This is a genomic window from Stenotrophomonas sp. YJH_SMC_81 (assembly GCF_059370875.1).
Genome location: NZ_JCAFUB010000001.1, coordinates 142401 through 166196 on the forward strand (window position 1 = coordinate 142401; position 23796 = coordinate 166196).

Below are 23796 nucleotides of genomic sequence, written 5' to 3' on the forward strand. Positions count from 1 at the left end.
CTTCCCGGGCTGGCGGCTGCGCCAACGATACTCCCTTGCCCGCAGCGTGGGATGACGAGGACGGGCCAGAACGTTCCGTCCGCAGGGCCGTGTTGTAGAGCCGAGCCCATGCTCGGCTTCCCGCAGGGCGCCGGATTCTCCGAAGCAGCCGAGCGTGGGCTCGGCTCTACAGGGCACGCCCCGCCGGCACGTCGTAGAATATCGGCCCCGCCGCTCGTCCCAGCCCTGCCGACATGTCCGATTCCGCCCTGCTCGCCCTGTCCCCGCTCGATGGCCGCTATGCCGGCAAGGTCGACGCGCTGCGCCCGATCTTCTCCGAATACGGCCTGATCAAGGCCCGCATCACGGTCGAGGTGGAATGGCTGCTGGCGCTGGCCGCCGAACCGGGCATCGTCGAACTGGCGCCGTTCTCCGACGCCGCCGTCGCCCGCCTGCGCGACCTGGCCGCCCGCTTCAGCCCGGCCCAGGCCGCGCGCGTGAAGGAGATCGAGCGCACCACCAACCATGACGTCAAGGCGGTGGAGTACTTCATCAAGGAACAGCTGAAGGACGACGCCGAGCTGGCTCCGGCGCTGGAATTCGTGCATTTCGCCTGCACCAGCGAAGACATCAACAACCTCAGCTACGGACTGATGCTGGAACAGGCCCGCCGCGAGGTGCTGCTGCCGACCCTGGACGGGATCGCCAGCACCCTGCGCACCCTGGCCCACGCCCAGGCCGGCCAGCCGATGCTGTCGCGCACCCACGGCCAGACCGCCTCGCCGACCACGCTGGGCAAGGAGCTGGCCAACGTGGTCGCACGCCTGGAGCGCCAGCGCCGGCAGATCGCCGCGGTCGAACTGACCGGCAAGATCAACGGTGCGGTCGGCAACTACAACGCCCACATCGCCAGCTACCCGGACGTGGAATGGCCGGCCTTCGCCGAGCGCTTCGTGACCGGCCTGGGCCTGGTATTCAACCCGTACACCACGCAGATCGAGCCGCACGACAACATCGCCGAGATCGGCGATGCGGCGCGTCGCGCCAATATCATCCTGATCGACCTGGCCCGCGACATCTGGGGCTACATCTCGCTGGGCTACTTCAAGCAGCGCCTGAAGGAAGGCGAAGTCGGCTCGTCGACGATGCCGCACAAGGTCAATCCGATCGATTTCGAGAACGCGGAAGGCAACTTCGGTATCGCCAACGCGCTGTTCGAGCACTTCAGCGCGAAGCTGCCGATCAGCCGCTGGCAGCGTGACCTGACCGATTCCACCGTGCTGCGTGCACTGGGCACCGCGTTCGGCCACAGCCAGGTGGCGCTGGATTCGCTGGCCAAGGGCCTGGGCAAGCTGGAAGTGAACCCGCAGCGCCTGGATGCCGATCTGGACGCGGCCTGGGAAGTGCTGGCCGAGGCCGTGCAGACGGTGATGCGCCGCCATGGCCTGCCGAACCCGTACGAGCAGCTGAAGGCGCTGACCCGCGGCCAGGGCATCACGGCCGAGTCGATGCGTGCGTTCGTGCAGGGGCTGGAGCTGCCGGCGGATGCGAAGCAGCGTCTGCTGGACATGACCCCCGGCAGCTACACCGGTCTGGCCGAGGCGCTGGCGAAGAAGATCTAAGGGGTTTGCTTGCGGCGGCGGCCGCGTGCGCTGCCTGCGGCAGGCAACATCAACGTCAAGAGCGGCTCTGGATTGCTGCTGGCTGGGCGGGGCAGGTTGGGTTCGCGGGGGACGCCGTGAATCCGTCCGTGGAGGCTTAGCCGCGCCATCCATGGCGCGGATACCCCCGCGAACCCAACCCGCCCCACCTCTGACAGTTGTCCGGTGACGGATCGAAGAGCGTTGGGTTGTCGGGACGGAATTTGAGAGAGGGACGCGGCTTCGCCGCGTCCCTCCTTGTTTGTGGGGGTTTTGTAGAGCCGAGCCCATGCTCGGCTGATTTTCGCGTGGGCAAAAGCAAGCCGAGCGTGGGCTCGGCTCTACAAGGGCATGAGCAAGCGCAGCGCGCGACCCGCTCTTGCCTTTGATTTTCTTCTTCCATTCCGTGGCGGGCCCCGCAGGAAACTGTCAGGGGCCGGGCGGGTGGACCGTGCAGGGGCGTTGGCGCCATGGATGGCGCCATCGAGCTTACAGGGACGTACTTGCAGCGTCCCCTGCATGGCCCACCCGCCCGGCCAAGCCCATGAAGCCGGTCGACTAACAGTCGACCCTACCAAGATGTCGCCACGAGGGGCTCCGCCGTTGGCCGGACACCCCGCGACAAACCACCGCACGTGCGCAATCCCCACGAACGTCGGACAATGCAACCCATGGCGGCCCGCCACGCCGCCCCTCCCGCTTTCCGCTGCAAGGATTCCCCCATGGCCGCCCGCAAGTCCTCCGCCCCCCTCATCGAAGTCACCGCCCGCCCCGGCCAGCCGCTGGGCATGGCGCCGGCCACCTTCCTGCGCGACTTCTGGCAGAAACGCCCGCTGCTGATCCGCAACGCCTTCCCCAACTTCCAGACCCCGGTGCAGCCGGAAGACCTGGCCGGGCTGGCCTGCGAGGAAGGCGTGCTGGCGCGCCTGATCGAGCACGACAAGACCCGGGACGGCTGGCGCGTGCGCACCGGCCCGTTCCAGGAAGACGTGTTCCCCGCCCTGCCCGACCACGACTGGACCCTGCTTGTGCAGGACGTGGACAAGTGGGATCCGGACGTGCGCGCCCTGATCGAGCACTTCAGCTTCCTGCCGCGTTGGCGCATGGATGACGTGATGATCAGCTTCGCCGCCACCGGCGGCTCGGTCGGCGCCCATGTCGACCAGTACGACGTGTTCCTGCTGCAGGCCCACGGCCACCGCCGCTGGCAGATCGACGCCAGCGAATCGATCAAGGGCAAGCAGCCACCGCTGGGCTTCCGCCCGGACGTGGAACTGAAGCTGCTGAAGGTATTCAAGCCGACCCACGACTGGGTGCTGGCGCCGGGCGACATGCTGTACCTGCCGCCGAACGTGCCGCACCACGGCGTCGCCGAGGATCCCTGCCTGACGTTCTCCTTCGGCATGCGCGCGCCGTCCTCGGCCGAACTGATCAGCGACTACCTCGACACCCTGATCGCCGATGCCGACGAGAACATCCGTTACCAGGATGCCGACCTCAAGGTGCCAGCCGACCCGAACGAAATCGACACGGTAGCGATGGCGCGGGTGATCACCGCGCTCAACGCCATCCGCATGAACGACCCGGACAAGCTGGGTGACTGGTTCGGTCGCTTCATCACCACCTACCGCGCCGCCGGCGAAGTGATGGCCCACCAGGCCGCGCCGGCTCCGGAGGAAGTGGTCCAGGCACTGGCCTCCGGCCTGCTGCTGCAGCGCCACCCGTGGGCACGCCTGGCCTGGCGCCGGGCCAAGCGCGGCGCCAGCCTGTACGTCAGCGGCCAGGACTTCGCGCTGCCGGTGAAGGACGCCCAGCGCCTGGCCGGCGCCGAGCAGCTCGACGCCGCCGCCTATCGCGGCCTGTCCGACAAGGGCCGGGCCGTGCTCCAGCAGCTGCTGGTCGGCGGCGTGTTCCAGCTGATCGATCCCAGCGAAATGTATGACGCTGAAGACGAGGACGACGGCGAAGACGCCGTGGTCCTCGGCGAAGTGGTCGAAGGCCGTGACCGCGTCGACGCGATCGACGCCGACGCGGTGTCCGACGATGTCCACTCCGTGACCGTGCACGACGACGGTATCGAGGTCATCGTCAACTTCGAGGACGACGACGAAGACGACAGCACGGGCCGGGCCTGAGCCCTCACCATGGTCCGGGTCCAGCAGGTCAGCCACGCCGACGCCCACGTTGCCATCCACGACGTGCGCCAACGCGTGTTCGTGCAGGAACAGGGCATCGCCGCGGAACTGGAACGCGATGCGCTGGACCCGGTCAGCGTCCATGTGCTGGCACTGGACAGTGACAACCAGCCGGTCGGCACCGGTCGGCTGGCCCCGGACGGCCGCATCGGCCGTATGGCCGTGCTGGCCAGCCATCGCAGCCACGGGGTCGGTGAGGCCCTGCTGGAGGCACTGGTCGAGGCCGGGCGCAGGCTCGGCCTGGCCGAGCTGCACCTGCACGCCCAACTGCCCGCCCGCGAATTCTATGCCCGCCAGGGCTTCCTGCCTGAAGGCGAGGTGTTCGAGGAGGCCGGCATCGGCCACCAGCAGATGCGCCGCCGGCTGGGCGCGACCAGCGCGATCGTCCGCCGCGCCGAGGCGGTGGCCATCACCACGGCCATCGTCCACCGCGCCCGCCGCCAGCTGTGGCTGCACAGCCGCCAGCTGGACCCGGGACTGCTCGACGCGGCGCCGGTGCAGGCCGCCCTGCGCCGCTTCGTCACCGCCCGCCACGACAAGCAGCTGCGGGTGATCGTGCACGATGCCGCTGCGATCGCCTCTGCCGGGGCACCGCTGCTGGCGCTGGCCCAGCGTCTGCCAAGCGTGATCCAGTTCCGCGAGGTCAGCGATCCGGTCGACCGCGCGCTGGTCTCGGCCTGCCTGCTCAACGATGCGGGCGACTTCTACTTTCGTCTGATCGGCCATCGCCTCGACGGCGAGGCCGGCGTCGCGCTGCCGGCACGTTCGCAGCCGTTCGGGCAGCAATTGCAGCGGGTCTGGGACCGTTCGCGCGATTGCAGCGAACTGCGCGCGCTCGGCATCTGAGCCGGCACCGCTGACCCAACCTGTCTGGAACCGGCACCAGCGGACGCGGGATACCTGTGGTGGTGCCCCTTCGTGTCCCGTTGGGGGTACAATTTGGCTGTTTGAACGCGCCCGCGCAGGGCTATTCATCTTCCTGCCGGGTCCTTCTGAAGCCATACCCCACAAAGCGAATCAACACCCTCCATCGTGGACAATCAACTGAAGCAGTTTGCGCAATCTTCGCAACTCGCCGGCGGCAACGCCTCCTATGTCGAGGACCTGTACGAGCAGTACCTGGTCTCCCCGGATAGTGTCGATCCCAAATGGAAAACCTACTTCGACGGCTTCAAGGGCCGGGAAGCAGGTGACATTCCGCACTCGGCCGTCATCTCCCACATCGCGGACGCGGCCAAGGATGCGCTGAAAGCTGGCACCGGCACCGGTGCGGGCGACGAGCGCGAGCGCAATGTCGGTCGTCTGATCACCGCCTACCGCTCGCGCGGCCACCTGGACGCCCGCCTCGATCCGCTGGGCTTGGCCGCGCCGGTCAACACCCCGGACCTGGGCCTGCCGTTCCACAGCCTGTCCGATGCCGATCTCAACAGTGAGTTCAGCACCGGCGGCGTCGGCGGCCAGCCGCGCATGAAGCTGCGCGACCTGCTCGCACGCCTGAAGGCGACCTACACCGGCTCGATCGGCGCGGAGTTCATGCACATCTCCGAGGTCGAGCAGCGCCAGTGGATCTACAAGAAGCTGGAAGCGGCCGGTGGCAACTACCAGCTGGACGCTGACACCCAGCGCCGCACCCTGGAGCGCCTGACCGCGGCCGAAGGCCTGGAGCGCTACCTGCACACCAAGTACGTCGGCCAGAAGCGCTTCTCGCTGGAAGGCGGCGACTCGCTGATCCCGATGATGGACACCATCATCCGCAGCGCCGGCAAGGATGGCGTCAAGGACGTGGTGATCGGCATGGCCCACCGCGGCCGCCTGAACGTGCTGGTCAACACCCTGGGCAAGAACCCCCGCAAGCTGTTCGACGAATTCGAAGGCAAGTTCGAACACGACGAGCACGCTTCGGCCGGCGACGTGAAGTACCACATGGGCTTCTCCGCCGACGTGGCCACCGACGGTGGCCCGGTGCACCTGGCACTGGCGTTCAACCCGTCGCACCTGGAAATCGCCGACCCGGTCGTGGCCGGTTCCGTGCGTTCGCGCCAGGAGCGCCGCAAGGACACCGCACGCAAGCAGGTCATGCCGATCCTGATCCACGGCGACGCGGCCTTCTCCGGCCAGGGCGTGGTCATGGAGCTGTTCCAGATGTCGCAGGCCCGCGGCTTCGCCGTCGGCGGCACCGTGCACATCGTGGTCAACAACCAGGTCGGCTTCACCACTTCCAACCCGCTGGATACGCGCTCCACGCGCTATGCCACCGACGTGGCGAAGATGATCGCCGCCCCGGTGCTGCACGTGAACGGCGATGATCCGGAAGCCGTCGTGTTCGCCGCGCAGCTGGCCTTCGAGTTCCGCCAGAAGTTCGCCAAGGACGTGGTCATCGACCTGATGTGCTACCGCCGTTGGGGCCACAACGAGGCCGACGAGCCGGCGATCACCCAGCCGCTGATGTACCAGGTGATCCGCAAGCACCCGACCACCCGCGAGATGTATGCCGAGCAGCTGGAAAAGGCGGGCGTGATCGCCGCCGGTGCCGGCAAGGCCATGGTCGATGCCTACCGCGAGAAGCTGGACGCGGGTGAAGTGACCACCGAGCTGGCCAAGGTCGAGAAGACCCCGCCGAGCAGCCCGCTGTTCGTCGATTGGCCGAAGCTGCTGGAAGGCAAGCTGTCCGACCCGGTCTCGACCAAGGTCGAGAAGAATAAGCTGGTCGAGCTGGCCAAGCTGATCAACACCATCCCGGACGAAGTGCAGCTGCACTCGCGCGTGGCCAAGGTCTACGACGACCGCCGCAAGATGGCCGCCGGCGAGATTCCGGGCGACTGGGGCTTTGCCGAGAACCTGGCCTACGCCACCCTGCTCGACGAAGGTCACGCACTGCGCCTGGTCGGCCAGGACGTCGGCCGCGGTACGTTCACGCACCGCCACGCGATCCTGCACGACCAGAAGACCGACAACTACTACATGCCGCTGCGGCAGCTGGTGGATTCGCCGGAGAAGGCCACCGTCATCGACTCGCTGCTGAGCGAAGAAGCGGTGATGGCCTACGAGTACGGTTTCTCCACCACCGATCCGAACACGCTGTGCATCTGGGAAGGCCAGTTCGGCGACTTCGCCAACGGTGCCCAGGTGGTGATCGACCAGTTCATCGCCGCCGGTGAAGCCAAGTGGGGCCGCATTTCCGGCCTGACCCTGCTGCTGCCGCATGGCTATGAAGGACAAGGCCCGGAACACAGCTCGGCGCGCCTGGAGCGCTTCCTGCAGCTGTGCGCCCTGGAGAACATGCTGGTTGTCGTGCCGTCGACCCCGGCGCAGGCCTTCCACATGCTGCGTCGCCAGCTGCACATGACCACCCGCAAGCCGCTGGTGGTGATGTCGCCGAAGTCGCTGCTGCGCCACAAGCTGGCCGTGTCGACCCTGGACGAACTGGCCAATGGCGAGTTCCAGCACCTGATCGGCGACGCCAATGCCGATGCCAAGAAGGTCAAGCGCGTGGTGCTGTGCTCGGGCAAGGTCTACTACGACCTGCTGGAAGACCAGACCAAGCGTGGCCAGGACGACGTGGCGATCATCCGCGTGGAGCAGCTGTATCCGTTCCCGCGTGCGCTGCTGGCTGCCGAGCTGAAGAAGTACGGCAAGGCCACCGACGTGGTGTGGACGCAGGAAGAACCGCAGAACCAGGGCGCGTGGTACCAGATCCGCCACCACCTGCAGTTCTGCCTGGCCGATGGCCAGAACCTGCACTACGCCGGTCGCGCACGTTCGGCGTCGCCGGCTGCCGGTCACATGGCTGACCACGTCCGCGAGCAGCAGCAGCTGATTGCCGACGCACTGGTCAACCCGTTCAACGACACGTTCGCTGAATAATCCTCCCCCTATTTAGAAGACAAACCAGGAAGCTCCCGCAATGGCCACCGAAGTCAAAGCCCCGGTACTGCCCGAATCCGTCGCCGACGGCACCATCGCCACCTGGCACAAGAAGGTGGGCGACGCCGTCAAGCGCGACGAAAACCTGCTTGACCTGGAGACCGACAAGGTCGTGCTGGAAGTGCCGTCGCCGGTTGACGGCGTGCTGAAGGAAATCAAGTTCAAGGAAGGCGATACCGTGACCTCCAGCCAGGTCGTGGCGATCATCGAAGAAGGCGCCGTGGCTGCGGCTCCGGCCCCGGCCGCTGAAGAGAAGAAGGCTGAAGCCGCACCGGCCGCCGCTGCTCCGGCCGCTGCCGCCGCTCCGGCTCCGGCTGCCAAGTCGGCCGCCGACACCCTGCCGCCGGGCGCCCGCTTCACCGCCATCACCGAAGGCGTGAACCCGGCCGACGTCGACGGCACCGGCCGTCGTGGTGCAGTGACCAAGGAAGACATCGTCAACTTCGCCCGCAACGGCGGCGCCGGCAAGGCCGGTGGTGCACGTCCGGAAGAGCGCGTGCCGATGACCCGCATCCGCAAGCGCATCGCCGAGCGCCTGATGGAGTCGAAGAACTCCACCGCCATGCTGACCACCTTCAACGAAGTCGACCTGTCCAAGGTGTCGGCGGCGCGCAAGGAGCTGCAGGACGAGTTCGTCAAGGCCCACGGCATCAAGCTGGGCTTCATGAGCTTCTTCGTGAAGGCCGCTGCCAACGCGCTGCAGCGCTTCCCGCTGGTCAACGCCTCGATCGACGGCGACGACATCATCTACCACGGCTACTCGGACATCTCGATCGCCGTGTCGACCGAGAAGGGCCTGGTCACGCCGGTCCTGCGCAACGTCGAGCGCATGTCGTTCGCCGACATCGAGAAGACCATCGCCGACTACGCCAAGAAGGCACGTGACGGCAAGCTGGGCCTGGAAGAGCTGCAGGGCGGCACCTTCACCGTGACCAACGGCGGCACCTTCGGTTCGCTGCTGTCGACCCCGATCATCAACCCGCCGCAGAGCGCCATCCTGGGCATGCACGCCATCAAGGAGCGTCCGATCGCCCAGAACGGCCAGGTCGTGATCGCGCCGATGATGTACCTGGCGCTGTCCTACGACCACCGCATCATCGACGGCAAGGACTCGGTGCAGTTCCTGGTGGACATCAAGAACCAGCTGGAAAACCCGGGCCGCATGCTGTTCGGCCTGTAAGAAACCTCCCGCCCCTCCGCGCCTGCGCGGAGGGGTTCTGGTAATGCATCAAGGAATAATTCAATGGCTGAACAATTCGACGTCGTCGTCATCGGTGCCGGCCCGGCCGGTTACCACGCTGCCATCCGCGCGGCCCAGCTGGGCCTGAAGACCGCCTGCATCGACGCAGCCCTGGGCAAGGACGGCAAGCCGGCCCTCGGCGGCACCTGCCTGCGCGTGGGCTGCATCCCGTCCAAGGCGCTGCTGGATTCCTCGCGCCAGTTCTGGAACATGGGCCACATCTTTGGCGACCACGGCATCAGCTTCAAGGATGCCAAGATCGACGTCGAGGCGATGATTGGCCGCAAGGACAAGATCGTCAAGCAGTTCACCGGCGGCATCGGCATGCTGTTCAAGGCCAACAAGGTCGCCGCCTACTACGGCTTCGGCCAGCTGCAGCCGGGCAACGTGGTCAAGGTGAAGCAGCACGACGGTTCGGAAGTCGAGCTGAAGGGCACCAACGTCATCATCGCGGCCGGTTCGGATTCGATCGAACTGCCGTTCGCCAAGTTCGACGGCGAGACCATCGTCGACAACGTCGGCGGCCTGGACTTCACCGAAGTGCCGAACCGCCTGGCGGTGATCGGTGCCGGCGTGATCGGCCTGGAACTGGGCAGCGTGTGGAAGCGCCTGGGCGCTGAAGTCACCATCCTTGAGGCCATGCCGGAGTTCCTGGCGGCTGCCGACGCCGAAGTGGCCAAGGCCGCTGCCAAGGAATTCAAGAAGCAGGGCCTGGACATCAAGCTCAATGCCAAGGTTTCCAAGACCGAGATCACCGGCAAGGGCAAGAAGAAGGAAGTCATCGTCACCTACACCGACGCGGAAGGCGAAAAGACCCTGACCGTGGACAAGCTGCTGGTGGCCGTTGGCCGTCGCGCCGCCACCAAGGGCCTGCTGGCCGAAGGCACCGGCGTCAAGATCAACGAGCGCGGTCAGATCGAAGTCGATGCGCACTGCCACACCGGCGTCAACGGCGTGTGGGCGGTCGGCGACTGCGTGCGCGGCCCGATGCTGGCGCACAAGGGCTTCGAGGAAGGCATCGCGGTGGCTGAGCTGATCGCCGGCCTGCCGGGCCACGTCAACTTCGACACCATCCCGTGGGTCATCTACACCGAGCCGGAACTGGCGTGGGTCGGCAAGACCGAAGCCCAGCTGAAGGCCGAAGGCATTCCGTACAAGGCCGGCAGCTTCCCGTTCGCCGCCAACGGCCGTGCCGTGGCGATGATCGAGCCGGCCGGCTTCGTGAAGATCCTGGCCCATGCCGAAACCGATCGCATCCTCGGCATGCACCTGGTTGGCGCCAACGTCTCCGAACTGGTGCACGAAGGCGTGCTGACCATGGAGTTCAGCGGCTCGGCCGATGACCTGGCCCGCATCTGCCACGCCCACCCGTCGCTGTCGGAAGTGATCCACGACGCCGCGATGGCGGTCAGCAAGCGCGCCATCCACAAAGCGAACTGATCGTCCGGTAGTGCCGGCCGCTGGCCAGCATCACCCGGATATGAAAAACCCCGCCTCGGCGGGGTTTTTTGTTGCCCGTTTCCCTGTAGCGCCGAGCCCACGCTCGGCTGCCCTGCAGAGGCCGCCGAGCATTGGGTTCAGCGTTACACCTTTCCAGCCGGCTTCTTCGGTGGATCCTCACAGACCCGATGCTGCACCACCGTCTCGCCGACCTTCCATTCCTTGGTGACCCGGCAGCGCTCCCTGGCCTCGGGCCTCGTCGAAGCCTTCGCCCCCGCAGCATTCGCTTCGTCGGCACCGGCTGCCTGCTGGCGCTCCAGCCACGCCGAAGGCGGTGCTGGAGGAGCGGCCAGTACCGGGCCGGCCAACAGGGCCAGACCGACCAGCGCCACTGCCCTCATGCGGGCACCGCCCGGCCACCGAGCATGCGCGCCGGCAGCATGAACAGCGCGCGCAGGAAGGCGAACAGCGCCGAGAAGGTGATGCCGACCAGTCGGAACGGCAGGCTCAGCAGCCACACGAACGGCCAGGCGATCAGGGCGAGGATCGCCAGCGGCCAGCAGAGTACGAACAGCAGGCACCACACACCGAGCGCGAACAGGGTCTTCATCACGGCCTCCTTGGGGCGGCACCCTGCCGCCTGCGGACACCTTGGCGCCCTGCCCTTGCGCCGGCAAACGGTTTGCGACGAAACCGGGCTGGCGGCGATGAAACCGATCCAGCGCAGTGCAACGCCACGCCCACGCCCACGCCCGGCTGCGCTTCGTGGCGACCGCATGGAACCCGCGCTGACAGCGGCTCCTGCCGTTGCCTTGGCTCTGCAGCGCCCGGTGGTGGTTGCCGGCCAGCGACCGGCATGACCGTTACTCGAACGAACCGACCGAATCGTGGGCCAGGTTGTCGAAGCGGGTGTACTCACCGAAGAACTTCAGCTTGCACGAGCCAGTCGGGCCACCACGGTGCTTGCCGATGATGATTTCGGCCAGCCCCTTGTCCGGCGAGTTTTCCTTGTTGTAGTAGTCGTCGCGGTAGATGAACACGATCATGTCCGCGTCCTGCTCGATTGCGCCCGATTCACGAAGGTCGGCCATCACCGGGCGCTTGTCGGTACGCGTTTCCAGCGAGCGGTTGAGCTGCGACAGCGCGATCACCGGCACGTTCAGTTCCTTGGCCAGTCCCTTCAGCGAACGCGAGATTTCCGAGATTTCGGTCGCGCGGTTCTCGCTGTTGCCCGGCACGCTCATCAGCTGCAGGTAGTCGATCACCACCAGGCCCAGGTCATGCTCGCGCTTGAGGCGGCGGCACTTGGAACGCAGCACTTCAGGCGACACGCCCGGCGTGTCGTCGATGAAGATCTTGGTCTCCTTCAGCATCTTGATCGCGCTGGTGACGCGGCTCCAGTCCTCGTCTTCCAGCTGGCCGGTACGCAGGCGCTGCGCGTTGATGCGTCCATTGGAGGAAATCAGGCGCATCGCCAGCTGCGATGCCGACATTTCCATCGAGAACACCGCCACGCCCTTCTTCGACTTGATCGCCGCGTACTCAGCGATGTTCAGCGCGAAGGTCGTCTTGCCCATTGCCGGGCGCGCCGCGAGGATGATCAGGTCGGTCGGCTGCAGGCCGGCGGTCATCGCATCGAACTCGTTGTAACCGGTCGGCAGGCCGGTGATGTTGCCGCCGTTCTCGAAGCGGTTGCGCAGCTCCTCGAAGGCATCCTTCAGTGCACCGGGCATGGCCACGAAATCGGTACGGCCACGCGCACCCTGTTCGGCGATTGCAAACACGCTCTTTTCCGCCGAGGCCAGCAGCTCGCTGCTGTCACGCCCCTCCGGCTGGAAACCGTCGTTGACGATGTCGGTGCCGACCTGGATCAGCTGCCGCAGCACTGCCTTGTCGCGCACGATCTCGGCGTAGGCCACGATGTTGGCAGCTGACGGCGTGGTACTGGCCAGTTCGATCAGGTAGGCGCCGTCCCCCACCAGTTCCATCTTGCCCTGCGATTCAAACCACTCGCCCAGCGTTACCGCATCAAACGGCCGTTCGCGCTCGGACAGCTCGCGGATCGCACGATAGATCATCTGGTGATCGCGACGATAGAAGTCGCTTTCGGTCAGCTGGTCGTTGACACGGTCATACGCCTCGGGCGCCAGCATCAGGCCACCCAGCACCGCCTGCTCGGCTTCCACCGAATGGGGCGGTACCCGCAACTGGTCGATGCGCGACTCGTCGCGATCGCGATCGAAGCCATCACCGCGCTCTCTGCGGTTGGAACGGAAGCCGGGACGAGCGGACATGCTGCGGTGTTTCCTGCAAAAGTGGGCCAGACGAGTGTAGGCATGTGCCGACCCCGGCAGCCATGGACAAACCTGTGGATAAGCCGTGGGAAAACGGGGGATATCCGCCGGTACCTGGCCAGACTGGCGTGAGAGCGTCGCACTGCCTGCGACGGACGCCGTTGCGGCGCCCGAGCGGGACATTATCGCAGATCAACGCCCCGGGGTCGGATCCCCTTCGACGCAGGGGACTCTGACCCCGCAGGCGTCAATCGCCCTTGACGTGCACTGCGATCAACGCCAGGAACCGGTCCACGTAGCCCTGCAGGAACTTCTGCGTGCCTTCGTTGTGGATCGTGCCGTCGGCATCGATCAGGCCGTCCTTGAAGTGGATGAATGCCTCGGGCTGGCCCAGCACATGCATGTCCAGGAAGGCCAGGCTGTTGCGCAGGTGCTGCTGGGCCACGGCGGTACCGATCTGGCCGATGGAGGCGCCGATCACCGCCGCCGGCTTGCCGGCAAACGCACTGTCACCGTACGGGCGCGATCCGATATCGATGGCGTTCTTGAGCACGCCAGGCACCGACCGGTTGTACTCGGGTGTCACGAACAGCACCGCGTCGGCGGCGCGCACCTGGTCCTTCAGCCGGGTGCCCTGCGGCGGATAATCGGCGTCGAAATCCTGGTCGTACAACGGCAGATCGCCGATCTGCACGTACTGGAAGCGCGCGCGATCACCGGCGAGCTTCTCCAGCGCATGGGCCAGCTTGCGGTTGCAGGAATCCTTGCGCAGGCTGCCAACGAACACGGCGATGGTGGGGACGGACATCGGGACATACTCCTCACGGTGCGAGAGGCCCAGCCTAGTCGCCAGGCCCGTGCCATCCAGTGAAGATCAGCCGCCGGTCACGCCGGTCCGCGCCTGCCGCCAATGCGCCTGCCAAGCCTGGAACATCAGCACGTTCCACAGGTGGGTATGCCACTTGCGCTGCCCCCCCAGGAACTGCTGCCACAGCGGCTGCACCGCCGCCGCCGACAGCACGCCCTCACGCTCCAGCCGCGCCGGCTGCAGCAGGTCCTCGGCCCAGGGCCGCAGGTCGCCCTTCAACCAGTCACCGACCGGTGCGCCAAAACCGCGCTTGGGACGGTGCACCATTGAATGCGGCACGTAACGGCCCAGCACGCGCTTGAGCAGCACCTTGCTGGTCGTCTCACTGCGCTTGAAGCCCAGCGGCAGCGACCAGGCGAACTCGGCCACGCGCCAGTCCAGCAATGGCGCGCGTGCCTCCAGGCTGACCGCCATCGAGGTCCGGTCGACCTTGCATAACAGGTCGTCCGGCAGGTAGGTCACGAAATCGGCCAGCATCATCGCGTCGGCCGATGTGCCCGCGCCATGCAGCGGATCGGCCAGGTCGTAGAAGCTGCCGGCGGCCTGCGCGCCGGGCACCGCTGCGGCCGGGTCGCGCCAGCGCGAGATGCGGTTGCGGTAGACGTCGCCGATGCCACGTGCGCCGGTCTCGGCCAGCAGCGCGGCCAGGCCACCGGTCCGCGAGGCCTCGCCCTGCTGCTGCGAGCGTGCGCCCATCCAGCGCCGCAGCGGCCCCGGCACGCGTCCGAGCATCTGCCAGTTGCGCAGCGCGCGTACATACCGGGTGTAGCCGAAGAACAGCTCGTCGCCACCGTCGCCGGACAGCGCGACGGTCACGCCCTGCCGCGCCAGCCGTGCCACCAGCGCGGTCGGCACCTGCGACGCATCGGCAAAAGGTTCATCGAACATCGCCGGCAACTGCGGCACCACCGCCAGCGCGTCGGCGCCACTGACGTACAACTCGGTGTGATCACAGCCGAGGTGAGCCGCCAGCTCCCTGGCCAGCGGTGCTTCGTCATGTCCCGAGTCGGTGAAGCCGATACTGAAACTATGCACCGGCTGTCCGCTCTGCGCCTGCATCAGCGCCGCCACCAGCGATGAGTCCGTGCCGCCGGACAGGAATACGCCGACCGGCACATCGGCCACCATGCGCAGCGCCACCGCATCACGCAGCAGCGTGTCCAGCTGTTCCTCGGCCTCCTCGATGCGGCCCTGGAACGGGGCGGCCAACGCCGCCTGCATGCGTGCGCGCGCATCCCAGTACGGGCGCTGCGCCTGCTCAGGGCGGTGTGCCGCGGCGCCTGCGGCCACAGCCGCTGCATCCAGCCGCAGCACCCGGCCCGGCATCAGCTTGTAGCAGCGCTGGTGGATGCTGTGCGGCGCCGGGATGTAATCCAGCCGCAGCAGCAAGGTGAGCGCATCGCGGTCGATGTAGTTGTCGAACGCCGGGTGTTGCCAGAGCGCCTTCAGTTCCGAACCGAACACCAGCGTGTCGCCGGCCCAGCCGTAGTACAGCGGCTTCTTGCCGACGCGGTCGCGGGCCAGCCACAGGCAACGATCCTGGCGGTCCCACAGCGCGATGGCGAACATACCGTTGCAGCGCTGCAGGGTATCTTCCACGCCCCACTGCAGGATCGCCGCCAGCAGTACTTCGGTGTCGGAATGGCCGCGGAAGGTGTGCCCCAGCGGCTCCAGCTGTTCACGCAGGGCCGCGAAATTGTAGACCTCGCCGTTGTAGGCCATCACGTAGCGGCCGTCCGCCGAGGCCATCGGCTGGTGGCCCAGCGGGGACAGGTCAAGGATGCTCAGGCGCCGATGCGCCAGCGCGATGCCCGCCTCGGCATCGACCCAGCTGCCGCCATCATCCGGCCCGCGATGGTGCAGCGCCTGGCCCATGGCCAGCGCCTGCGCCTGCAGCGCCTCGGCCGACGCCAGCGGCGCCGGCAACAACATTCCCGCCAATCCACACATGCATCAGGGTTCCTGCGCCAGGTCGAGGGCGGCGCCAATCACCGCATTGTCGCTTGGAAGCCCGAACATTGCTGCCCCTGCCAGTGGCGTGTAGGTGTCGGCGCCACAGACGCGGCGCAGCGGCAGGTGACCAAAGCCGGCCTCGACCAGCGCCGTGACCACGCCCTCACCCACTCCGCCGCTGTGGCGGCCTTCGTCCAGCACCAGCACCCGCCGCGCGCTCGCGGCCTGGGCCGCGATGAAGCCGGCGTCCAACGGTACCAGCCAGCGCAGGTCGACCACCCGCACCTGCCAGCCCAGCTGCTGCTCGATCGCCCGCGCCGCGCGCAACGCCATCGGCACGCCATTGCCATAGGTGTAGATCACCAGGTCTCCGGCCTCCGGTGCATAGACCCGGCCCTCGCCCGGCACCAGCGCCTGGCCCTGTGCCGGGTAGTCGAACAGCCACTGGCCATCCCCCGCTTCGTGCAGGTCCTTGCTCATGTACAGCGCGATCGGCTCCAGGAACACCGCCACGCGCCCATCCACCCGCGCCAGTGCAGCCAGCGTGCGCAGCATCATCACCGCATCGTCGCCGCGCGAGGGGCAGCCGACCACCAGCCCGGGGATGTCGCGCAACGCGGTGATCGAGTTGTCGTTGTGGAAGTGCCCGCCGAAACCCTTCTGGTAGCCCAGCCCGGCCACCCGTACCAGCATCGGGTTGCGGTACTGGTCGTTGGAGAAGAACTGCAGCGAACAGGCTTCACCACGCAGCTGGTCGATGGCGTTGTGCAGGTAGGCCAGGTACTGGATCTCCGGAACCGGCAGCATGCCCAGGTTGGCCAGGCCCTGCGCCATGCCCAGGATCATGGTTTCATCCAGCAGCGTGTTGAACACCCGGCGTGGGCCGAAGCGGCGCAGCAGATCCTTGGTGACGGTGTACACACCGCCCTTCTGAGCCACGTCCTCGCCGAACAGCAGGCTCTGCGGATACTTCGCAAGCAGTTCCTGCAGGCCGTGGTTGATCTGGATCGCAAGATGCCGTGGCGCCTGTCGTTCCGGCAAGGCCTCGGCACCGCCATAGAGTGCCTCGCGCGCTCCGTCGGCGACCTCGCGCCGGGCTTCGGCCTGCACCGCCGCGGGCGTATAGGGTGCCAATGGCGCCATGACCTCCTGCAGCGACTGCAGCTTCGCACGGCCTTCGGCATCGGCAGCGGCGGCCATGCAGCGCGCGCGCATCGTCTCGTAGGCCACTTCGATGGCGGCTGCATCCATCCAGCCCGATTCCAGCGCGATCTGCGCCGAGCGCAACAGCGGATCCTGCGCCTCGGCCGCGCACAATTCCGGCAATGCACGCCATTCCACCTCGAAGTCGGTGCCGGCGTGGCCCATCAGGCGCGTGGTGTGCAGATGCAGGAAGGTCGGTCGCCGCGTCCGCCGGCAGTGGTCCGCTGCGGCCTGCACCTGGGCGTGCCCGGTGGCCAGGTCGAGGCCATCGGCAAAGAAGTAGTCCAGCCCTGGCTGGTGGCTGAAGCGCTCGGCAATCCAGCCGTCCGGCGTCTTCACCGAGATGCCCAGCCCGTTGTCCTCGCAGACGAACAGGATTGGCGCCGGCAGTTTCTGGTAGGCCGCCCACATCGCGGTGTTGAATGCGGTCTGCGCAGTGGCATGGTTGGCCGAGGCGTCGCCGAACGAGCACAGCACGATGCTGTCGGCCGGAATGGGAAGCGCATGGCCCAGCCGCTTGCCACTCTCGATGGCCAGCGCGGTGCCCAGCGCTTTCGGCAGGTGCGAAGCGATCGTCGAGGTCTGCGGCAATACCCACAATGGCTTGCTGCCCCACACCTTGTGCCGGCCGCCACTGGCCGGGTCATCGGCGCTGGCCGCGAATGAAAGCGCCGCATCGCGCAACGGGTCGATGCCCGGCACCTGGCGCGAGCGCTCGACCATGAAGGCGCCGGAGCGATAGTGCAGGAATGCGGGGTCGGTATGTCGGCAGGCCCGCGCCAGCAGCGCGTTGCCTTCATGGCCGGACGACCCGATGGTATAGAAGACCTTGTTCTGCACGCGCAATACGCGCGCCATCAGGTCCAGCTGGCGGCTGGCCAGCTGGGAATCGAACAGCTCACCGAAGGCCGCAGCGCTGAGCGTGCTGCCCGGCAGGATCGGCGCGTCCGGCGCAGGACGTGCGCGCGGTGCGCCTCGCCAGCCACGCACCGCGTCGAGGAAATTGGCGTCGCACACTTCGGCGCGGTTGAGCACGCGCATGCGCGCAGGAATCGGATCTGGAACCACAGCAAACATCGAACACCCTCCGTGTCGTTGTTGCATTCCACCCGGCAACGCCGGGCGCTACCCTGTGGGATCAGGCAGCCTCGAAGCGCGCGCGCACCTCGGCGGTCACCGCTGGCATCGCCACGAAGCGCGGCTGCGCGCGCACGCGCTGCAGCCAGGCGCGCACTTCCGGGAAGGGCGCCAGGCTGATGCCGCCCTCGCCTGCCACGTCGGTATAGGCGAACAGCGCAATGTCGGCGATACCGTATGCGCTGCCGGTGAACCACTGCGCTTCGCGCAGGTGCTGCTCCATCACTGCCAGCGCGTTGGCGGCACGCTCGTGCAGGCGTGGCAGTTCAGCACGGCGCGGTGAATCGGGCGGTGTCCAGCCGCGGATGAAGCGCGCTACCGCCACGCATGGCTCGTGCGTGTACTGCTCGAAGAACATCCAGCTCAATGCCTGCGCGCGTTCCCAACCGTCGGTAGGCAGGTAGGGCGTCCCTTCGGCCAACCAGAACAGGATCGCATTGGATTCAGTCAACACGCGGCCATCGTCGCGGACGATCAACGGCACCTTGGCGTTGGGATTGAGCGCGAGGAACTCGGCGGTGTGGGTCTGGCCATGGGCACTGTCCACTTCCACCCAGCGGTAGCGGCTGCCGAGCTGCTCCAGCAGCAGGCGGGCCTTGTGGCAATTGCCGGACACCGACATGCCATGCACCGTCAACGGGACGCGCTCTTCCACCATTGCCTGATTCCTCGGATCCGGCCGGCGGCCAGCTGCACGCAGTCTGGCAAGCCCGCCGGTGAATGCCAAGCGCGGATGCAGCATGCGGACAATCTGTAGCCGAGCCCATGCTCGGCTGCTGTGCGCCAAATGCAGCCGAGCATGGGCTCGGCTCTACAACGGCGAACGGCGCTGGCGCCATTGTTCGCGCGACTGGCCCCAGATCTGCATCGGCTTGTCGTTGTACGGCGGTGGCAATTCACCCATGCGCAGCAGCGTGCTGCCGAGCTTGCGCGCGACCGCCCTCGAGTTGTCGTTGTTCTCGGCGATGGTGTGGATCACCTCGTCCCAGCCCAGCGTGTCGAATGCCCAGTCGATGGCAGCAACCGCCGCTTCCGGTGCATAGCCCCGGCCCCAGCTGGCATGCCGAATACCCCAACCGACCTCGGTTCCAGGCCAGTCCTGCGGCTGCCACGGTCCCATCCGGCCGATCCAGTCACCGCTGGATTTCTCGATCACACTGAACATCGAGAAGCCGAACAGCTGCCAGGCGCCGGCCAGGCTGCAGAAGCCGCGCCATGCCACCGAGGGCGGTTGAACACCCCCCAGGGTGCGCATCGTTTCCTCGTCGGCACAGAATGCCAGGTACGGTTCGTAGTCCTCGCGCAGCAGCGGGCGCAGGATCAGCCGCTCGGTTTCCAGGCGCAGGTCGAAGATGCTCATGCCGACTCCTTGTCGAAGGGGGGCATCCATCATGGTCGATTCCCTTTCCCCACGGATGAATGCCCGTGCGCACAACGAAACGGGCCGGCATGAGCCGGCCCGTCGGGTGCAGCAGGGTGTTCTGGATTACTGGCGCGTGGCCGCAGTGGCGCCGGCAGCAGCGGTCTGCGTGACCAGCTGGCCATCGACCACCGGCAGGCGATCGCTGGCCGGCTTGTTGTCCATGCGCACGGTCTTCTCGGCGCCATCATAGCGATAGGTCACGTTGTAGCCCTTCACCACATCATTGGTACCCATGGCGATGCGGCTGCCCGGCTTGCTGGCCATGCGCATGGTGCCGGTGGTGCCGTCTTCGTTGCGATAGGTCACGTTGTAACCGGTGACGCGGCTCGACTCGGACGTTGCGGTTTCGGTGTGGCACTGGCGCTCGGTACGATTGACCACGCGGCCGCCCACATGGCGCTTGTCGATCTGGTTGCCGATGAAGCCACCGGCCACCGCACCGGCTGCGGTCGCGGCCTTTTTGCCGTTGCCGCCACCGACCTGGTTGCCGAGCAGGCCACCCACCACCGCGCCGACCACGGTACCGCCGACGTTGCCATCACGCTCCGGCAGGCGCTCCTGCACCGTCACGTCCTGGCAGACCTCGTGCGGGGTCTGGGTCGTGGAGGTCTCGCGCACCGGATCGGTGCCGATCACGGTGGCATAGGCCTTCTGCTTCTCGGTGATCGGGTCGACCTTCAGCACATCGGCATATTCCAGCCCGCGCGGCGCCGACGGGTCGAGCTTGTCACCACGTACGCCATCGTCGGTGGCGTTGCCATCGACCAGGCGCGACTCGCCATTGGGGGTTGCGGCGCTGATGGAGTCGGGCGATTTGTCGCCACTCTTCATGAAGGCGGCGGTGGCGATGCCACCAACCAGCAGCGCGCCCGCTGCGACCAGGACAGTTGTAGTTGTGCTTTTCATGACCTGCTCCTTGCGGACCATCCGCAACGTTCTCGGGACAGATTGCAGCATGCGCTGCCTGAACGGAATCTCCACATTTCGTGCTCATTCCTGTAACCCATTCAGCATCGGGAAATGCAGGGCCCGTGATAGCGTTTGCATATTCCCCACGAGGATCCCCGCCATGGCCAACCCGATGCTGCTGCCAGTACTGCAGTGGGCGCGCCGGCTGCGCTACCCCACCCTGTTCAAGCTCACCGCCGGTCTGTTCGTGCTGACGCTGTTCATCCCGGACCCGATCCCGTTCATCGATGAGCTGGTGCTGGGCTTCGGCACGCTGCTGCTGGCCAACTGGAAGAGCCGCAATGCCACCACGCCACCGCCGCTGGAACAGCGTTGAGCGTGCTGATCGACAGCCACTGTCATCTCGACGCGAGCGCGTTCGACCCTGACCGTGCCGCGGTGATCGAGCGGGCGCAGGCCGTGGGTGTACGCCAACAGGTGGTGCCAGCGGTCACCGCTGCCAGCTGGCCGAAACTGCGCGAGGTCTGCCAGCAGGCGCCCGGGCTGTACCCGGCCTTCGGCCTGCACCCGATGTTCCTGGCCGATCACCAGCCTGGGCACCTGCCACTGCTGCGCCAGTGGATCGAGCGCGAACGCCCTTGCGCGATCGGCGAATGCGGGCTGGACTTCTTCGTCGAAGGACTGGATGCCGAGGCTCAACAGGCATATTTCATCGGCCAATTGGAACTGGCCCGTGAGTTCGAGCTGCCGGTGATCGTGCACGCGCGACGCGCGGTGGATGCGGTGATCGCCGCGATCCGCCGCATCGGCGGCCTGCGCGGCGTGGTGCACAGTTTTTCCGGCAGCCCCCAACAGGCCGCGCAACTGCACAGGCACGGCTTCCTGCTGGGTCTTGGCGGTCCGCTGACCTACGAGCGGGCGCAGCGCCTGCAACGGCTGGTACGCGGGATGCCGCTGGAGCAGCTGCTGCTGGAAACCGACGCGCCCGACCAGCCCGACGCAGGGGTCCGCGGCCAGCGCAACGAACCGGCACGGTTGGCAACCATTGCCAGGCACGTGGCCGCGCTGCGCGGAATGGAGCTGGAGGCCCTGGCACAGGCCACGACAGAGAATGCGCGGCGGCTGTTCGCGCTGCCGGCAACGTAAAGGCGGGGGCCAACCTTGGCCGGCACGCTGTAACGACCGCGACGAACCCGATGCCGGCCAGCGGCCGGCACTACCGTCACGCGTCGGCGTAGGCCTCTGTCACCTCGGTTTTCGCCTTCTTCGGCTCCAGCAGCATCTCCAGCGCCTTGCCCACCGCCGCAAAGGCGAACGCGCCGGTGATGTGGGTCGCCGCGCCCAGACCGGCGCCGCAGTCCAGCTTCAACGCCGCATCGGCACCCAGGTTCGGACGAATGCCGCAGACGCTGCCATCGGCCTGCGGGTACTTCACATTCTCCAACGAATACACCGCCGGCACGCCGAAATAGCGCTTGGCGTTCTTCGGGAAGTTGAACTCGCTGCGCAGCTTCTTGCGGATCAGCGCCAGCATGGCGTCGTGCTCGGTGCGCGAGACATCGCGGATACGTACCAGGGTCGGGTCGGTGCGGCCACCGGCAGCGCCGACGGTCAGCAGCGGCAGCTTGCGGCGACGACACCAGGCGATCGTCTCGACCTTGACCCGGAAGCTGTCGCAGGCGTCGATCACCAGATCGAACCCGCGGTCCAGCAGCTGAGCCATGTTGGACATCGTCAGGAATGCCTGCACGGCGTCGACGTCGATCCCCGGGTTGATCGCACGGCAGCGCTCGGCCATCGCCTCGGCCTTGTTGCGCCCGTAATTGCCTTCCATCGCCGGCAGCTGCCGGTTGGTGTTGGACACGCAGATGTCGTCGGCATCGATCAGGGTCAGATGACCGACCGCCGAACGGGCCAGCGCCTCCACCACCCACGAGCCGACGCCGCCCATGCCGACCACCACCACGCGACTGCCCTGCAGGCGCTCGAGCGCACCCACGCCATACAGCCGTTCGATGCCGGCGAAGCGTTGTTTGACCTGTTCGTTCATCGGGCTATTTTAACGTGCAGCTGCCAGCGCCCAAAGCACGCCGGCGTTGAACCCACCGTTGCACGCCCGGAGGCCGCATGAACGCCAGCCCGCCCCGCCGCCTGTCCCCTGCCCATCGCTACCTGTTCGTACTGTGCCTGGGCCTGCTGATCGGCCTGGTCGCCACGGTAATGGTGGGACGCGCCCTGCAGGCGCGTCGCGACACGTTCCCGGACAGCCTGATGCAGGTGATGCAGCGGCAGTCGCAGCTGCTGCAGCAGGCTCAGCAGCAGAACCGCTGCAGCCTGGCCGACAGCGTGCCGCGGCTGCAGGCACTACGCCTGTTGTCCAATGACCTGGACCTGGCGTTCCCCGGGCTGAAGGACAGCACGCAGTTCCAGCAGCACGCCAGCCGACTTCGCGGCAACCTCAACACTGCGCTGGCTGCACCGCCAGGCGACTGCAGGGCCTTGGCCCAGCTCGTGGAAACGCTGCAGGCCGATTGCCGGGCCTGCCACCAGGATTTCCGCTGAGGCGCGTTCATCCTGCAGCCGGGCATCGGGTGCGTGGTTGGCGCGTTGTTCACGTTCAAAGGGAGAGGATTCGTCCACCCTGCTGCATGACGCAGTACCACCCAACATACCCGCCTTCACGGCCAGGAGACGCCCCATGAAGATCCAGCTCATCGCCGCCAGCGCCATCGCTACCCTCGCGCTGGCCGGTTGTGCCACCTCGCCCGGTTACAGTGGCGGTGGTTACAACAACGGCTACAACAACGGCGGCTACGGCAACAACGGCGGCTACAACCAGGGCCGCTGCGCGGACTGTGGCATCGTCACCCGCATCAACACCGTGCCCTCGGGCCGCACCGCGCCCAGCGCGACCGGCGCGATCCTCGGCGGCATCGTTGGCGCCGTGGCCGGCCATGAAATCTCCGACCACACCGGTGGCAGCCGTGGCAACAAGAACATTGCCGCCGCTGCAGGCGCAGTCGGTGGCGCCCTGGCCGGCAACCAGATCCAGAAGAATGTGACCAGCGATACCTACGACATCAGCGTGCGCATGGATGATGGTCGCACCATCGTGGTCAACCAGCGTGACCTGGGTGGCATCCGTGAGAACACCTATGTGCGCGTGGTCAACGGCAAGGTCATCCTGCGCTGACCTGCAGCGGGCCAAAGGCAAAGAAAAAGGCCCGCTTGCGCGGGCCTTTTTTCATGCCGACGGACGGCAAGTGTTACATCGGCTGGACCTTGTCGGCCTGCAGGCCCTTCTGGCCCTGCACGACTTCAAAGCTCACACTCTGGCCTTCCTTGAGGCTCTTGAAGCCCTGGGTCTCGATGGCGCGGAAGTGCACGAACACGTCCTCGCCATTCTGCCGGCTGATGAAGCCGAAGCCCTTCGCATCATTGAACCACTTTACGGTACCGGTCTCGCGATCAGCCATCTCACTAACTCCCTTTGACTCTCTCTTGTTGTTGGAAACGCCTGGTGGGCGGCTGACAAGCAAGGGGGAAGCGAGGTGCATCGATGCAGCGGATCGGGAAGATCTTGCTTCATCA

The 23796-nt window shown here is 66.7% G+C and carries 21 protein-coding genes; 10 read left to right on the top strand and 11 right to left on the bottom strand.

Annotated features, from left to right (window positions below; genetic code table 11):
* Positions 1-233 precede the first annotated feature (233 nt).
* The 6 genes from purB (at position 234) to lpdA (ending at position 10418) form a co-directional block, all read left to right on the top strand.
* The gene (gene purB / locus AC5P8U_RS00665; RefSeq protein WP_447897326.1) at positions 234-1601 is read left to right on the top strand and encodes an adenylosuccinate lyase; all 1368 of its coding nucleotides are present in this window, start codon (positions 234-236) and stop codon (positions 1599-1601) included.
* 740 nt (positions 1602-2341) lie between these two features.
* On the top strand, positions 2342-3754 hold the full coding sequence (locus tag AC5P8U_RS00670) for a ribosomal protein uL16 3-hydroxylase (protein WP_072168348.1): 1413 nt from the start codon (positions 2342-2344) through the stop codon (positions 3752-3754).
* 9 nt (positions 3755-3763) lie between these two features.
* Positions 3764-4660 carry a GNAT family N-acetyltransferase gene (locus AC5P8U_RS00675; protein ID WP_439426291.1) on the top strand — a complete coding sequence of 299 codons (897 nt, stop codon included), beginning with the start codon at positions 3764-3766 and terminating at the stop codon, positions 4658-4660.
* A gap of 186 nt (positions 4661-4846) precedes the next feature.
* Entirely contained in the window at positions 4847-7678 is a 2832-nt protein-coding gene (locus tag AC5P8U_RS00680) for a 2-oxoglutarate dehydrogenase E1 component (RefSeq protein WP_005417518.1), read from the top strand.
* A 40-nt stretch (positions 7679-7718) separates the two neighbouring features.
* Positions 7719-8918, top strand: coding sequence for a dihydrolipoyllysine-residue succinyltransferase (gene sucB / locus AC5P8U_RS00685; protein WP_053499860.1), 1200 nt, complete (start codon positions 7719-7721; stop codon positions 8916-8918).
* A gap of 63 nt (positions 8919-8981) precedes the next feature.
* Positions 8982-10418: a dihydrolipoyl dehydrogenase gene (gene lpdA, locus AC5P8U_RS00690; RefSeq protein WP_061477976.1), complete on the top strand. Its 1437-nt coding sequence runs from the start codon at positions 8982-8984 to the stop codon at positions 10416-10418.
* A gap of 143 nt (positions 10419-10561) precedes the next feature.
* On the opposite strand, the gene AC5P8U_RS00695 is transcribed toward lpdA, so the two are convergent.
* The 9 genes from AC5P8U_RS00695 to AC5P8U_RS00735 form a co-directional block, all read right to left on the bottom strand.
* Positions 10562-10819 (bottom strand): hypothetical protein, encoded by a 258-nt coding sequence (locus AC5P8U_RS00695; RefSeq protein WP_188240817.1) that lies wholly within the window; start codon positions 10817-10819, stop codon positions 10562-10564.
* Positions 10816-11028 (bottom strand): hypothetical protein, encoded by a 213-nt coding sequence (locus AC5P8U_RS00700; RefSeq protein WP_005417525.1) that lies wholly within the window; start codon positions 11026-11028, stop codon positions 10816-10818. The genes AC5P8U_RS00695 and AC5P8U_RS00700 overlap by 4 nt, the downstream gene beginning before the upstream one ends.
* Before the next feature lie 253 nt (positions 11029-11281).
* Positions 11282-12712, bottom strand: a complete 1431-nt coding sequence (locus AC5P8U_RS00705; protein ID WP_049410515.1) for a replicative DNA helicase — start codon at positions 12710-12712, stop codon at positions 11282-11284.
* Positions 12713-12959: 247 nt separating this feature from the next.
* Positions 12960-13520: an NADPH-dependent FMN reductase gene (locus AC5P8U_RS00710; RefSeq protein ID WP_049410520.1), complete on the bottom strand. Its 561-nt coding sequence runs from the start codon at positions 13518-13520 to the stop codon at positions 12960-12962.
* 66 nt (positions 13521-13586) lie between these two features.
* Positions 13587-15530, bottom strand: coding sequence for an asparagine synthase (glutamine-hydrolyzing) (gene asnB / locus AC5P8U_RS00715; RefSeq protein ID WP_447897327.1), 1944 nt, complete (start codon positions 15528-15530; stop codon positions 13587-13589).
* A 3-nt stretch (positions 15531-15533) separates the two neighbouring features.
* The gene (locus AC5P8U_RS00720; RefSeq protein ID WP_072168351.1) at positions 15534-17813 is read right to left on the bottom strand and encodes a transketolase C-terminal domain-containing protein; all 2280 of its coding nucleotides are present in this window, start codon (positions 17811-17813) and stop codon (positions 15534-15536) included.
* Positions 17814-17874: 61 nt separating this feature from the next.
* Positions 17875-18531 (bottom strand): glutathione S-transferase family protein, encoded by a 657-nt coding sequence (locus AC5P8U_RS00725; protein ID WP_495213831.1) that lies wholly within the window; start codon positions 18529-18531, stop codon positions 17875-17877.
* A 153-nt stretch (positions 18532-18684) separates the two neighbouring features.
* On the bottom strand, positions 18685-19233 hold the full coding sequence (locus AC5P8U_RS00730) for a GNAT family N-acetyltransferase (RefSeq protein WP_061477983.1): 549 nt from the start codon (positions 19231-19233) through the stop codon (positions 18685-18687).
* Between the two features lie 126 nt (positions 19234-19359).
* The gene (locus AC5P8U_RS00735) at positions 19360-20202 is read right to left on the bottom strand and encodes a glycine zipper 2TM domain-containing protein (protein WP_061478099.1); all 843 of its coding nucleotides are present in this window, start codon (positions 20200-20202) and stop codon (positions 19360-19362) included.
* A gap of 163 nt (positions 20203-20365) precedes the next feature.
* Between AC5P8U_RS00735 and AC5P8U_RS00740 the strand changes: the two genes are divergently transcribed.
* Together AC5P8U_RS00740 and AC5P8U_RS00745 are read left to right on the top strand one after the other, a co-directional pair.
* Positions 20366-20581 (top strand): DUF6116 family protein, encoded by a 216-nt coding sequence (locus AC5P8U_RS00740; RefSeq protein WP_005417541.1) that lies wholly within the window; start codon positions 20366-20368, stop codon positions 20579-20581.
* Entirely contained in the window at positions 20578-21351 is a 774-nt protein-coding gene (locus AC5P8U_RS00745) for a TatD family hydrolase (RefSeq protein WP_072168353.1), read from the top strand. Before AC5P8U_RS00740 ends, AC5P8U_RS00745 begins: the two co-directional genes overlap by 4 nt.
* 76 nt (positions 21352-21427) lie before the next feature.
* Here the strand turns inward: AC5P8U_RS00745 and AC5P8U_RS00750 are convergent, their stop codons facing one another.
* Positions 21428-22255: a tRNA threonylcarbamoyladenosine dehydratase gene (locus AC5P8U_RS00750; RefSeq protein ID WP_353761171.1), complete on the bottom strand. Its 828-nt coding sequence runs from the start codon at positions 22253-22255 to the stop codon at positions 21428-21430.
* Positions 22256-22332: 77 nt separating this feature from the next.
* Here AC5P8U_RS00750 and AC5P8U_RS00755 point away from each other — a divergent pair, with 77 nt between their 5' ends.
* Entirely contained in the window at positions 22333-22767 is a 435-nt protein-coding gene (locus tag AC5P8U_RS00755) for a hypothetical protein (RefSeq protein WP_227836967.1), read from the top strand.
* 136 nt (positions 22768-22903) lie between these two features.
* The gene (locus tag AC5P8U_RS00760; protein WP_005417545.1) at positions 22904-23398 is read left to right on the top strand and encodes a glycine zipper 2TM domain-containing protein; all 495 of its coding nucleotides are present in this window, start codon (positions 22904-22906) and stop codon (positions 23396-23398) included.
* Positions 23399-23471: 73 nt separating this feature from the next.
* On the opposite strand, the gene AC5P8U_RS00765 is transcribed toward AC5P8U_RS00760, so the two are convergent.
* On the bottom strand, positions 23472-23681 hold the full coding sequence (locus tag AC5P8U_RS00765) for a cold-shock protein (RefSeq protein ID WP_005417546.1): 210 nt from the start codon (positions 23679-23681) through the stop codon (positions 23472-23474).
* Positions 23682-23796 lie beyond the last annotated feature (115 nt).

Coding starts and splice junctions, on each gene's coding strand:
- AC5P8U_RS00695 (WP_188240817.1), bottom strand. CDS start 10,819: ATGAGGGCAGTGGCGCTGGTCGGTCTGGCCCTGTTGGCCGGCCCGGTA.
- AC5P8U_RS00740 (WP_005417541.1), top strand. CDS start 20,366: ATGGCCAACCCGATGCTGCTGCCAGTACTGCAGTGGGCGCGCCGGCTG.
- AC5P8U_RS00725 (WP_495213831.1), bottom strand. CDS start 18,531: ATGGTGGAAGAGCGCGTCCCGTTGACGGTGCATGGCATGTCGGTGTCC.
- AC5P8U_RS00765 (WP_005417546.1), bottom strand. CDS start 23,681: ATGGCTGATCGCGAGACCGGTACCGTAAAGTGGTTCAATGATGCGAAG.
- AC5P8U_RS00730 (WP_061477983.1), bottom strand. CDS start 19,233: ATGAGCATCTTCGACCTGCGCCTGGAAACCGAGCGGCTGATCCTGCGC.
- lpdA (WP_061477976.1), top strand. CDS start 8,982: ATGGCTGAACAATTCGACGTCGTCGTCATCGGTGCCGGCCCGGCCGGT.
- asnB (WP_447897327.1), bottom strand. CDS start 15,530: ATGTGTGGATTGGCGGGAATGTTGTTGCCGGCGCCGCTGGCGTCGGCC.
- AC5P8U_RS00675 (WP_439426291.1), top strand. CDS start 3,764: ATGGTCCGGGTCCAGCAGGTCAGCCACGCCGACGCCCACGTTGCCATC.
- AC5P8U_RS00720 (WP_072168351.1), bottom strand. CDS start 17,813: ATGTTTGCTGTGGTTCCAGATCCGATTCCTGCGCGCATGCGCGTGCTC.
- AC5P8U_RS00735 (WP_061478099.1), bottom strand. CDS start 20,202: ATGAAAAGCACAACTACAACTGTCCTGGTCGCAGCGGGCGCGCTGCTG.
- AC5P8U_RS00760 (WP_005417545.1), top strand. CDS start 22,904: ATGAAGATCCAGCTCATCGCCGCCAGCGCCATCGCTACCCTCGCGCTG.
- AC5P8U_RS00705 (WP_049410515.1), bottom strand. CDS start 12,712: ATGTCCGCTCGTCCCGGCTTCCGTTCCAACCGCAGAGAGCGCGGTGAT.
- AC5P8U_RS00750 (WP_353761171.1), bottom strand. CDS start 22,255: ATGAACGAACAGGTCAAACAACGCTTCGCCGGCATCGAACGGCTGTAT.
- purB (WP_447897326.1), top strand. CDS start 234: ATGTCCGATTCCGCCCTGCTCGCCCTGTCCCCGCTCGATGGCCGCTAT.
- sucB (WP_053499860.1), top strand. CDS start 7,719: ATGGCCACCGAAGTCAAAGCCCCGGTACTGCCCGAATCCGTCGCCGAC.
- AC5P8U_RS00710 (WP_049410520.1), bottom strand. CDS start 13,520: ATGTCCGTCCCCACCATCGCCGTGTTCGTTGGCAGCCTGCGCAAGGAT.
- AC5P8U_RS00755 (WP_227836967.1), top strand. CDS start 22,333: ATGAACGCCAGCCCGCCCCGCCGCCTGTCCCCTGCCCATCGCTACCTG.
- AC5P8U_RS00700 (WP_005417525.1), bottom strand. CDS start 11,028: ATGAAGACCCTGTTCGCGCTCGGTGTGTGGTGCCTGCTGTTCGTACTC.
- AC5P8U_RS00670 (WP_072168348.1), top strand. CDS start 2,342: ATGGCCGCCCGCAAGTCCTCCGCCCCCCTCATCGAAGTCACCGCCCGC.